Annotated in this window: 12 protein-coding genes; 3 read left to right on the top strand and 9 right to left on the bottom strand. The window is 56.1% G+C overall.

The annotated features are described in order from the left end of the window. Window positions 1-226 precede the first annotated feature (226 nt). Window positions 227-1552 (top strand): replication initiation protein, encoded by a 1326-nt coding sequence (locus tag ACFSKT_RS20050; RefSeq protein ID WP_377718441.1) that lies wholly within the window; start codon window positions 227-229, stop codon window positions 1550-1552. A gap of 88 nt (window positions 1553-1640) precedes the next feature. Here ACFSKT_RS20050 and ACFSKT_RS20055 read toward each other — a convergent pair whose 3' ends face one another. Next, window positions 1641-2447: a PaaX family transcriptional regulator C-terminal domain-containing protein gene (locus tag ACFSKT_RS20055; protein ID WP_377718440.1), complete on the bottom strand. Its 807-nt coding sequence runs from the start codon at window positions 2445-2447 to the stop codon at window positions 1641-1643. 114 nt (window positions 2448-2561) lie between these two features. Between ACFSKT_RS20055 and ACFSKT_RS20060 the strand changes: the two genes are divergently transcribed. Continuing rightward, window positions 2562-3251: a metal-dependent hydrolase gene (locus ACFSKT_RS20060; RefSeq protein WP_377718439.1), complete on the top strand. Its 690-nt coding sequence runs from the start codon at window positions 2562-2564 to the stop codon at window positions 3249-3251. 26 nt (window positions 3252-3277) lie between these two features. Continuing rightward, the gene (locus ACFSKT_RS20065; protein WP_377776337.1) at window positions 3278-4198 is read left to right on the top strand and encodes an AEC family transporter; all 921 of its coding nucleotides are present in this window, start codon (window positions 3278-3280) and stop codon (window positions 4196-4198) included. Window positions 4199-4334: 136 nt separating this feature from the next. Here ACFSKT_RS20065 and ACFSKT_RS20070 read toward each other — a convergent pair whose 3' ends face one another. The 8 genes from ACFSKT_RS20070 to ACFSKT_RS20105 all read right to left on the bottom strand — a co-directional run bounded on the left by ACFSKT_RS20070 (window position 4335) and on the right by ACFSKT_RS20105 (window position 11881). Next, window positions 4335-6056: an ABC transporter ATP-binding protein gene (locus ACFSKT_RS20070; protein ID WP_377718437.1), complete on the bottom strand. Its 1722-nt coding sequence runs from the start codon at window positions 6054-6056 to the stop codon at window positions 4335-4337. Between the two features lie 280 nt (window positions 6057-6336). Next, complete coding sequence (locus tag ACFSKT_RS20075) at window positions 6337-7047, bottom strand: SDR family oxidoreductase (protein ID WP_377718436.1); 711 nt, start codon at window positions 7045-7047, stop codon at window positions 6337-6339. A 66-nt stretch (window positions 7048-7113) separates the two neighbouring features. Continuing rightward, the gene (locus ACFSKT_RS20080) at window positions 7114-7695 is read right to left on the bottom strand and encodes a TetR/AcrR family transcriptional regulator (RefSeq protein WP_377718435.1); all 582 of its coding nucleotides are present in this window, start codon (window positions 7693-7695) and stop codon (window positions 7114-7116) included. Window positions 7696-7770: 75 nt separating this feature from the next. Beyond that, window positions 7771-8133, bottom strand: coding sequence for a DoxX family protein (locus tag ACFSKT_RS20085; RefSeq protein ID WP_377718434.1), 363 nt, complete (start codon window positions 8131-8133; stop codon window positions 7771-7773). A 210-nt stretch (window positions 8134-8343) separates the two neighbouring features. Further along, the gene (locus tag ACFSKT_RS20090; RefSeq protein ID WP_377718433.1) at window positions 8344-9330 is read right to left on the bottom strand and encodes an ABC transporter substrate-binding protein; all 987 of its coding nucleotides are present in this window, start codon (window positions 9328-9330) and stop codon (window positions 8344-8346) included. 18 nt (window positions 9331-9348) lie between these two features. Beyond that, a complete protein-coding gene (locus ACFSKT_RS20095) occupies window positions 9349-10131 on the bottom strand; it encodes an ABC transporter permease (RefSeq protein ID WP_377718432.1) in 783 nt (260 codons plus the stop codon). 18 nt (window positions 10132-10149) lie between these two features. After that, window positions 10150-11190, bottom strand: a complete 1041-nt coding sequence (locus tag ACFSKT_RS20100) for an ABC transporter substrate-binding protein (RefSeq protein ID WP_377718431.1) — start codon at window positions 11188-11190, stop codon at window positions 10150-10152. Between the two features lie 40 nt (window positions 11191-11230). After that, window positions 11231-11881 carry a YcnI family copper-binding membrane protein gene (locus tag ACFSKT_RS20105; RefSeq protein WP_377718430.1) on the bottom strand — a complete coding sequence of 217 codons (651 nt, stop codon included), beginning with the start codon at window positions 11879-11881 and terminating at the stop codon, window positions 11231-11233. Window positions 11882-11891 lie beyond the last annotated feature (10 nt).

The following is an 11891-nucleotide window of genomic DNA, read 5'->3' on the forward strand; positions in this document are numbered from 1 at the left end:
GTGAACCGAAAAAAATTTTCGGTTCCGTTTTTACGGACATCTTTCATGGCCCAAACGGTCGGGTCACCACTTGGCGCTTTACCTTTGGGCATTTCCGCACGTTCCTCCCTCGTCTCTCCGTTCCGTTTTTGCGGACATATCTCGATCGCCGCGAAATCCTCCTGATTCTTCCATTTCTCCCGCGAAAAAAATCGGATATAGTAGATTGGTAGAGGAGCGTAGCGAAATGAGCGATCAAGCAATTGCCCAAGAGGAGCTGGCAGTCGAAGCCGATGGCCAACTGGCCTTGAATCTGCCGGAAGCGGTTGAAGCAGACATCAAAGATTATTACTGGGTGAACCAGTCGCGGGAGATTATTAACGCGCAGCAGGACCTCGATTTAACGGAGCGCCGGCTGATCTTCTCTCTCGTCTCTCTCGTGCAGCCCGATGACGAAGAATTCAAGACGTATACCGTCTCGATCAAGGAACTGGCCAATCTGATCGGCGTCGAGGGGAAGTCCTTTTACGAACGGGTCGAGAAAGCGATCGATTCGCTGCAGTCCAAGCAGCTCAAGCTATCGCACGACAACACGCGGCAAAAAATCACGTGGGTGCAAAGCGCGACCTATAAAGACGGCGAAGGCCGGGTTACGATCAAACTATCCGAAGATTTGGCGCCCTTCTTCCGTAATTTGAAGCGAGCGTACACCAAATTCCGTCTAAAGAACGTGCTGAAGCTGAAGTCCGAATACAACTGGCGGCTGTACGAGGTCCTGAAGGAACGGGAGTTTCGGAAAGAACGGATCATTAAGGTGAACGAGCTTCGCCACCTGTTGAACATACCGGATGACAAATACAAAATGCTCAAGCATCTGCGGGAATTAATCGACCGCGCCCAGGTGGAGCTTGAGGAGAAGACGGACATCTTCTTTACCTACGATATACATAAGCGCGTCGGACGTTCCGTGGAATCCTTTATTTTCCGCATACACAAGAACACGAAGAACATGAACAACGACCAGGAAGTCGCCAACTACGATGCCGAGACGCTGCTGCAGCTGCTGGTCGAGAACGGCATTCATCGCAAGAAAGCGGTTCAGCTCGCGAAAGCATACCATCCGTTCTATATCGAAGAGAACGTCCGTCACGTGCGGGCCATGAGCGCGGGGCAAACGATCCGGAATATGGCCGGCTACATCGTGAAGGCGATCGAAGAGAACTATGCCAACTCCCTGTTCGACACGCCGATCGACGACGCGATGTTCGGGCTGGAGCTTCGCAACGTCGAGCAAGGGTTCGAGGAATCGACCGCCGCCGACGTGGAGACGCTGGATGCGATCGTGGCCAATTTCAAGAGCATGCTTGCTCGTTTCGCTTCCACCGACGCATCGGTCGAGCGCTTGCAGCAGATTGCCGAGGAACGCGACGCCATGCTGCTCGAAGCGCTGACGACGATTCAGAAGAAGCGCAAAACGCTGCGGAAGCCGCCGCTTCTCTATGAGGACATGGCCGGCGATCCGTATTTGAAGCCGATTTACGAGAAATGGGAAGAAGCGCAGTATCCGTTCTAAGCAGAAGGGTTATCCAAATGACCGGGAATCGGTGATTGGGATAACCCTTCTTTATTGGGAGCGGATTGCCCCGCCGTCATGGAGAAAGCTATGCTTGCGTGAATCGATGGACGAACGTTCGGTAAGGGGAGTCTGCGGGAATAGCTTCGGCTAACTGACTCAGGCCCTGCTGCATTTCCTCAAAGCTGGACTTTCCCAGCCAATCCTCATCTAGTAATTCCGCCGGCAGCATAGGATCGTTCAAGCTTAAGTTCGCTAACAGCTCGCCCAGCTCCAGGAAGCGGACGAACAGGGCAAGTCCGTCCGCCGGATCTCGCAGCAGCGGCGTTACCGTGGAAGCGAATGCCGTTCGATACCATTCGATCTTCGCTCGATACACGTGATTCAATTCATCTATCGGCCATAGCCGTTTCACGAGATCAGGCTGGGGCTGACGCGTAACGAATACGCCTCTCATGATCGTCAATCTTTCCTCGATCTCGTATTGCTTGGCGAATCGAATGACTTCGTCCGCATAATCCCACGGAGAAATATACACGCCTTTATGCAAAGCGCCAAAGCCTAGCTGCAGCAGATCGCCTCGCAGCGCATCCCGCTTCTTGCGCTCGGATTCCGGCACCTCGAACATGACCGTCAACCATTGACCGTCCCACGCTCTTCCCAGCAGCAGCGATTTTTGATTAATTGCGGTGATAAAATCGAGCCCCTGCTCCGTAATCTCGTACTTCGAGCGTTCGCTCGAGCGGAGATAACCGTCCTTTTTGAGACGGAGCAGCGCATTACGGACGACCTGATGATCAACCTCCCGCGCCTCATAAATCTCCACGAGCCGTTTGACTTCAATGCCTCCCGCCGAGGAGACCAGAAATAGCAATTGTTTGTCCAAGGACAGCAACGCAAATAACCTCCTAAAAAATAAAGGTGGATGTTATTGACAATTCGCCTGCATATTTATAATATAAAAACAGTCGATCGAAAGTAAAATTGTTATAAAAAAGGAGGAAACCGGATGCAAATCTTGTTCCACGGCCATTCCTGCGTTCAGCTAACAAGCCGCTCCCACTCCGTTCTCATCGATCCTTATCTGGATGCCAACCCTGCGGCCGTCGTGAAGTCGGAGGATATTCTCGCCCAGTATATTTTGCTTACGCACGGTCATGACGATCATATCACCGATGCAGCTTCCGTGGCAAAGCGTAACGACGCGACAATCATTGCGGTAGAGGAATTGGCGGAGTACTTCGCCGCGCAAGGCGCGAAGACGGAAGCGATGCATGTGGGCGGAGCGTGGTCGTTCGATTTCGGGCGCGTTCATCTGACCCAGGCTCTCCACACCTCCTCCGTTCGGACCGCAGACGGGAATCGTCTATATGCGGGCGTCCCTGTCGGATTCGTCGTGGAAATGGAGGGCAAGACGATTTACCACGCCGGAGATACCGGATTGTTCAGCGATATGCAGTGGATTGGCCGTCGCTTCGATATCGATGTCGCCTTCCTTCCCATCGGAGGCCGGTTTACGATGGGACCTGCCGAGGCGCTGCAAGCTGCTGCGTGGATTCAAGCCCGTCATGTCGTGCCGATGCATTACGGCACCTTCCCTCCGATCGAGCAGGACGCCGATCGATTCATTGAGAACTTATCCCGTATGGGCCTTGCAGGGACCGTGCTATCCCCCGGCGCCGTGCTTAAGCTCGGCTGAGACTATTCCCGAACGGAGTGCGAACCATGTCCATCCTGAATACGTTTTATTCGATTATGCTTCCGATCCTGATCCCCATCGCCATCGGCGCCCTGCTTCATAGAAGGTTTACGTTCGACTTGAACAGTTTCTCCAAGCTCATTATCAACTACTATGTGCCTGCTTTGGCTTTCGTCAAAATATACGAAGCGCGTTTGTCTACGAAGCTGATCGCGTCCGTCGCCGGATTTCTGCTCCTTCAATTCCTGGTCATCGTCATGGTCGGGTACGCGATCAGCCGTATCATGGGCTACTCCAAGCCGATGGCAGCCAGCTTCTCGAACAGTGTCTCCTTAACGAACAATGGCAACGTGGGGATACCGGTCAACGCTTTGGCCTTCAAACATGACCCCTTCGCCATGTCGATCCAAGTCATCGTGGTCGTCTTCGAGCTCTTCGCGACGTTCACGTTCGGCCTGCTGAACGCGAGCAAGGCGACCTCGGGATTGCGAAAATCGCTGATCCAATTCGCCAAAATGCCGGTCCTCTATGCGATTGCGGCCGGGTCGATCCTTCAGCTGTGCGACATTCGGATTCCAGATCCCCTCCTGCTTCCGCTGGATCAAATATCGTCTGGCATGTTTGCCTTCGCGCTCGTCTCCATCGGAGCGCAAATCGCGTCTTCCAAGCTGCAGCACAACACCTCGGCCGTACTCCTCAGCAGCTTCGTGCGGCTCATCCTATCGCCCCTATGCGCCTATGTCATCATTCTGCTGCTTCACATGAAGGGCGTTACGGCGCAAGCATTGTTCATTGCCAGCGCGATCCCGACTTCGCGGAATAGCGCCGCTCTCGCGCTGGAATACGGCAACGAGCCTGGATTCGCCGCACAGGCGGTCTTGGTGTCCATGCTGCTTAGCAGCTTAACGCTAACCGTTGTCGTCAATCTAGCGCTGGTCCTTTTCTAATAGGAACAATGGCGCCCGCGGGAACAAGTTCCCGCGGGCGCCATGCGAGGCATTCCTCTATAGCTTGTAGCCGATAAATAAGCGTTCCGTAACGATCCACTGCCACTTCGCTGCCATCTCTAAAGTCATCAACGCGTCAAACCAAGGTGCCGAATTGAGCCGTATGAAGCCGGCTGTATACGCCTCCGGCAGCTAGCAGTTCCCGGTGGTTGCCCTGCTCCGTGATGCCTTGCTCGGTGACGACGATAATGCGGTCGGCGTTCTTGATCGTGGCCAGCCGATGGGCGATGACGAGCGTGGTGCGGCCTTTGGCTAGCTCGGTCAGCGATTGTTGAATATACGTCTCCGTCTCGGTATCCAGCGCCGACGTCGCCTCGTCGAGGATCAGGATCGGTGGATTCTTCAGGAACATGCGTGCGATCGCGAGCCGCTGCTTCTGTCCGCCGGACAGCTTCACGCCGCGTTCCCCGATGACCGTGTCGAGGCCGTCCGGCTGCGATTGAATGAACGCCTCCAGCCGCGCGAGCCGGGCCGCTTCCCACAGCTCCGCTTCGCTCGCGTCCAGCCTGCCGTATAGAATGTTCTCGCGAATCGTGCCCGAGAAGAGGAAGACATCCTGCTGGACGATGCCGATCTGGTTGCGCAGCGAAGCGAGCTTGATCTTGCGAATGTCGGTGCCGTCGATCGAGATGGAGCCGCCGTCGACTTCGTAGAATCGCGGCAGCAGACTGCATAGCGTCGTCTTGCCGGCTCCGGAAGGTCCGACGAAGGCGACCGTCTCGCCGGCTCGGATCGACAGGCTGATGCCGCTCAAGATCGGCGATTCGCCTTCATAGCCGAAGGATACGTTATCGTAGCGGATTTCTCGCTGCAGCCTGCCTGCCTCGACGGCGTCCGGCGCGTCCGCGATATCCGGCTCGGTGTCCAGCAGCTCGGTGTACCGCTTAAAGCCGGCGATGCCCTGCGGGTAGCTCTCGATGATGGCGTTGATTTTCTCGATCGGCTTGAAGAACACCTGCGTGAGCAGCAGGAACCCGATGAATTCTCCATACGTCAGCTCGTTCTGAATGACGAACCACGTGCCGCATACCATGACGAACAGCGTCACGAACCGCATCATCATGTAGCTGATCGACCCGTTTTTGGAAATCAGCTTGTAGGACACGAGCTTCGTCCGCCGGAAATTGCTGTTGTTGACGGCGAATTTCGCCTGCTCGTGCGGCTCGTTCGTGAACGATTGCACGACGCGGATGCCGCCGATGTTGTCTTCGATGCGCGCATTGAATTCGCCGATATTCGTGAACAATTGCTCGATCGCCTTGGACATCTTGCCGTTGAAGTAGACGACGAGCCAGATGATGGCCGGCACGATCACGAAGGTCAACACCGCCAGCTTCCAGTTAATCGCGAACATCAGCGCAAAGGCGCCCAGCAGCGTCATGACGGCGATGAAGAAATCCTCCGGCCCGTGATGCGCCACTTCCCCGATCTGGAGCAGATCGTTCGTCAGCCGCGAAATCAGATGACCGGTCTTCGTATTGTCGAAGAACCGGAAGCTCAGCTTCTGAATATGCGCGAACAGCTTCCGCCGCATATCGGTCTCGATGTTGATGCCCAGCATGTGCCCCCAGTAGTTGACGATGTAGTTCAATCCCGTATTCAACAGGTATAGCGCGAACAGGCCCGCGGATGCCCATAAAATAATCGACCAGCTCCCCTTGGGAAGCAGATCGTCCACGAAACGATTGACGACAAGCGGGAACGCCAGCTCCAGCAGACCCGCCAGGACGGCGCAGCCGAAATCGAGCAGGAACAACCCTTTGTACGGCTTATAATAGGTGAAAAAACGTCGCAGCATCGCCACGCTGCCTCTCAGCTCCTTTCATGACTTGTTCTTGGACATAAACAATCCTGATTGTAGCAGATTTAATTGAGAATGAAAATCATTATTATTCATTGCGGGAAATGATGGGGCAGCGAAAATCGGATCCGTGCTTGTGTTTGAACCGAAAACCACGTCCAATCGGACGTGGTTGATCGCAATCCTATAGAGGGTCTAAGCCGGGGAACTATCGGGTTAAGGCCGGATGTTCGATCCTTGTCTGGTACGTTGATAAGGTCGCTTTGACGGAAGCAGCTTACCAAGGCAGCCTTTCCTGCTTATGGAACAGTCCACCCGTGGGTCCATCTTCAGGCAGCGTGGCCAAGTAGACGGCCGTCTCCGCCCCTTCATGAATTTCCATGACGGCGCCGCTTCCCCCCATGTCGGTTTTGACCCATCCCGGGTGACAGGCGTTTACCTTAATCGGGGTATCCGCAAGCTGGATGGACAGCTGGGCAGTCCAGGCGTTCATCGCTGCTTTGGAGACGGTATACCCAGGTGCGGAAGCCTTTCCGTACATGTCGTTCCCAAGAATCGTTCCGATCGAGCCGAGTATGCTGGATTGATTCACGATTCGCCCCTCGGGGCTCGCTTTCAGCAAAGGCAGCAGCGAAGCGGTCAGCGCGTAGGCGCCGAAAAAGTTCGTTTCGAAGCTGCGCCGCATCATATCGACGTCCGCCCCTTCATGATCCAAGTAAATCCCCGCATTGTTGACGAGCACGTCCAGCTTGCCGTATTCCTTCTCGATTCGTGCCGCCGCGTATCCGATCTGCTCCTGATTCGTAACATCCAGCTCCACCGGATAAGCCCGGATTCGTTCGGCTTGCAGCTGCGCGGCGGCCTCCTCCGCCTTCGGCAAATGTCGAGCACCTACCAACACCATCATTCCTTTGTTCCCCAACTGACGCGCGATTTCGAGACCGATGCCTTTGTTTGCGCCTGTAATTAACGCGATTTTCTCGTTCATCCGTTAACGCCTCCTTATTTCGATATTCGTTATATACCGATCGGTACATAACTGGTATAAAAAAACTTACTCCAAAAGAGTAAGAATTTCTTCAGCCACCTGCTCAACCCGCGAAGGGTCGGGCTTCATCTTCATCGTCACGGATAATCCGATCGCCGTTAACGTCAATATGCGGGCGATCGAAGCAGCATTCAGCTGCTTGGATAATTCCCCGGATTGCATGCCGTGATCAATCGTTCTCTGGAACAGTTCGGTTAATCGAATTTGAAAATCGCTTGTTATGTCCGCAAAAACGGGGTCGTGCGGCGCCAATTCGACCATCGTATTGACGCAAAGACATCCGAAATCCGGGTTGCTGCCGCCTGCTCCATGGATAAGGCCTTGAAAGTACGCGAGTAACGAGGCTTTCACGGAAGTATCGCTGCGAAGTTGGCTCTCGACATATGCGAGGCTCGACTGCGCATAAGCCTTCAGCGCGGCTTCGAACAGCTCCTTCTTCCCGCCGAACGTTGCATACAAACTCGGACGTTGTATGTTCATCCGCTGCGTAAGATCGCTAATGGACGTGGCTTCATACCCTTTCTCCCAAAAAACTTGCATGGCCGCGGCCAGCGCGACCCGCTCATCGAATTCCTTAGGCCGAACCATCGTGCATCCACTCTTTCTATACCGTTCAGTACATAATGATTGTATTTGATTTCCAACGGTTTCGTCAAGTTGATATTACAAGGTGGACAATTCGTCAGCATACAGCAAAACGACTGCAAGCGCGATCAACAGATTCAATATGGCCGGAATGATCTTCGTGATCGGATGCTTGACTCTGAAATGCGAGATGATCGCGAGCAGCATCATGATGCCGATAAATATTCCCGACCATGCGGCAATCCCCGGATACCAGAAGCCGATCAGAAGACCGATGCAACCGATGATCTGAACGTAGCCGGTAAAGACGCGGAACCATTGAGGAAGTTGAATCGACTCGAACAGATCGACCTGATGTTGCGCCCCCGCGATTTTGCTCCCGCCAAAGAAACCCATCGAGAAAAGCAGCCAGCCTTGAAGAATGTAGGTGAGTATTTGCATCAGAATCCCTCTTCCGTCCCTAATTACAGGACACCTTTTGGTGTCCTATAACATCATATAATGCTTCACCGTTTTTTGTAAAGCGTTTTATTCCCGCACGAAAAAACACGCCCCGATGGACGTGTCTGACGATGAAATATTCGCTTGTACAGAGTCTCCGCGCGTTGTGGCGTATAATGCCGATTCCGGAAAGCCGCCCTTCCTGCTCGGTTATTCAGGCAGCCAAACCCGAATAAATTCGTCCGACTCGATAGCCTCCCCTCTTCCGCCTAGCTTGGCGGCCGTGTCGGCGAGCTGCCGCTCTTCCGCGGCGATGCTGGCGAGGAAGGGCGCTGTGCCGTACGATTTGCGCTCGAATGAAGCCAGCCAGCCGGCATGCTCGATGCCGGTCAATCCCGAGAGCAGCTCCGCCGCGTCGTGAATGCGAGCGTGTACCCAATCGTCATATTCGCCGATCGCGTCGACCACAAGACGGAACAATGCCTCTCTTCCTCGCAAGCTCTCGGGCGTCGTCACGTAAATATCGCGCTTGGCCGCGGACAGCGAGCCGCTCGCAATAATGCGAATCCCTAGCGGCTCGATGCGGCTCAGTTCCGGCTCGCCGACCGCCCAGGCGTCCGCTTCTCTCCCTTCTAGGGAGTTAAGCGTCTCGGCAGGCTTAAGCTTCACGTGCTTCGCGTCGCGCTCGGTCAGCCCCGCTGATCCGAGCGTCTGAAGCAGCAGCAAATGCTCGTTGGAGAAGGGCGCATATGCAACCCGCTTCCCTTTCAAGTCTGCCGCGGCGAAGATGTCGGAATCCAGCGGGACGACAACCGCGTACGCGGCCGGATTGGCCGGCTCGGCCGCCAAATAGACGAGCGGCGCGTCTTCCCGGTTCATCAGCGCGGGAACCGCGTCGCCGACGGCGCCGATATCGACGCGCCCCTCCTCAATGGCGCGAAATACCGACGCATCGTCATCGAACCGGACCCATTCCACGTCGACTGATTGCGAATGCGCCGCTAATTTGGCCTCCACATCGCCTCGCTCCCGCAAGCCGATGAGAGCGCTGGTGCCGCCATAGCCGAGCTTCAGCTTGCCGGCGTCGACGGGCTGCCTGTTCACCGCTCCCGCTTCCTCGCCGCGATCCCCGCAGCCGCTCAGGAGCAATGCGACCGGCAGCAGCACAAGTCCGATCCGCCATTTCAGCGCCCGCATCGTTCTTCCGGCCTTTGTCTATGCATTGTTGACAAGTCCCTTCCGCCATCGCGTAAACCGGGATTCGATGAACGCGAGCACGTAGTTGAGCAGCAAACCGAGGATCGCCAACAGGATGATGCCCGCGTACATGTCCGGAATTTGGAAGATCTCCTGCGAATTCAAAATGTAGAAGCCGAGCCCGGCCGACGAACCGATCATCTCGGCGGCGACGAGCGCGGTAATGCAGTAGGCCCCGCCCAGCCGGATGCCGGTGAAAATACTCGGCGCGGCCGCGGGCAGAATAACGCGGAAGAATAGGAACAGCTGCGATCCGCCCATCGATTTGGCGGAGTCGATCAACAGTTTGTCGACCTGCTTCGTCCCGCTGACGGTGTTGAGCAGGATCGGCCAGAACGACGCCCAGAAGATAATCGCCGTTTTGGATGACTCGCCAATGCCCAGGAACAGAATGAACACCGGGAATAAGGCGAATGCGGACACCTGCCGCGCGAGCTGCAGCAGCGGATCGAGAATGGTCTCGAACCGCTTGAACCAGCCGAGCAGCAATCCCGCCGCGGTGCCAAGCGCGATGGCGAGCAAGAGGCCGGACAGCGAACGGCGAAGGCTCGCCGCAACGTGAGTCCACAGCTCGCCGCTTCCGATCAGCTTCCCGATCGCGAAGACGACGTCCGACGGCGGGCTCAAATACGCGGCATTCACGATGCCAAGCCGCGGCAGCAGCTCCCATACGACGAAGAACAAGACGATCGCCAGGCTGCGATCAACCGCTTTTGTGAACGAGACTATTTTACCGCTCATGCGCGTCTCTCCTCTCGACTATGCCGAAGATGCTGTCGCAAACTCGTTGAATTCGTTCGTATACACATCTTTGACGTTGATTTTCCCTTTCGGGATTTTCTCGTATTCTTCCAAAATATCGATATAATACTGGATCGGCTCCTCCGTGACGACGAGATCGTCGACATAGGCGAACCGGTCGACGTACTTCACGTCGACGCCCAGCCGCTTGGCGATGATTTGCTCCGCTTCTTCCGGATTGTCGTTGACCCAGTTCGCCGCCTTGGCGATCGCCGTAACGAAATCCTTTACCGCTTCCGGATGCTCTTTGGCGAATTTCCCGTTGACGCTGTACGGCGCCATGCCGCCCAGACCGCCGTCCAGATCGTAGTCGCTCCACAATTTGACGAGCTTCTCGTTGTGCTCCGCCTTGCCCGAGAACGGGGCATGAATGATGGCCAGGTCGATGCCGCCTTGCTCCAGCGTCTGCTCCTGCTTGTCGTCCGGCACGACGAGGAATTCGATTTTGCTAATGTCGACGCCTTGCTCCTTGAACCATTTCTTGGAGACGAACTCGGCGCAGGCGCCGAAGCTGTTGAAGCCGATTGTCTTGCCCTCCAGATCCTTCGGCGTCTTGATGGAGCCGTCGTTGCGGACGAAATATTTCATATGCGGCGCTTCCTGCAGCGTCTTGCCTCCCGCGGAGACGACCTTGATATCCGCGCCGCTGGCGATCGCCGAGATGACGAGCGGCACCATGCGCGCGCCGAAATCGATATCGCCCGTGCCGACGAGCGGAATAATTTGCGGCGCGGCGACCTTGCCGATGTATTTCGGTTTCGTGCCGGTGCCATCGAAGTAGCCGAGCTCATCAGCCAAATAGACAAGGTCGAATCCGGGATTGTCCGGGTATTTGAACTCGACGACTTGTGAGCCGCCGTCCGCCGCGGCGGTTGCGGAATTCGCCCCTTCTTCCGCCTTATTCGAGGCGCTGCCGCAGGCCGATACGGCCGCCGCCAATGCAAGTATGCCGACGAGCTTCGTCCATTTCCGTTTTTTCTTCGAACCGTTGTTCAACATGTACGCTTCTCTCCCTCATTGTATAAATTCGGATGCCCGATTAAGCTAGCTGCTTGCGACGGCGCAGGCCGAGCGCGAGCGACAAGGCAACTAAGCCTGCGCCCAGCGCAGCCAGCGACAGATAAAATAGCGGCGACTTTAACAGCCCGTCACTTCCCGCGGACGCGCTCTCCGATGAGCCGGCGGGATGGCGATCGCCGGACGCGCCGTGATGGCCCGCCTCTCCCGTACCCTCCAACACCTGCGTTACGGATGCGGGCGTCTCGGCATCGGCTTCGCCGGCCCATTCCACGACGGAACCGTTCGCGTAGGTCTGTACCGCTTTCCATACCAGCTCCTGCGCATCGTCTGCCACCTTCCCCTGCAGCTTGAATTCGCCGAACTCGCCGTTCTTTAGTCCCGCGCCTTCGGCCGTCCAGACGATCGACGATTTCGAACCGTCCGTCTCGGTGCCGAAGGTGTAGCTCCAGCCGCCTAGCGGCTGCACGCGGCTAATCTCGACGCCTTCCGGGAAAAGCAGCTCGACCTTCGTCGTCTCCGATTCCAGCTCCGTCGGTACGCGGACGGTGAACACCTCGTAAGCACCACGCGTCGTCTCGTTCGGCAGCACCGTCACGTGCGCAGATGCGGTTCCTGCCAGCAAGACCATAAGCGCAAACGCGACGATCGCGCCGACACCCCATTTGGCCATTTTCGATTCC

This window comes from Paenibacillus xanthanilyticus (assembly GCF_042682185.1).
Lineage (GTDB): Bacteria > Bacillota > Bacilli > Paenibacillales > Paenibacillaceae > Paenibacillus_Z > Paenibacillus_Z xanthanilyticus.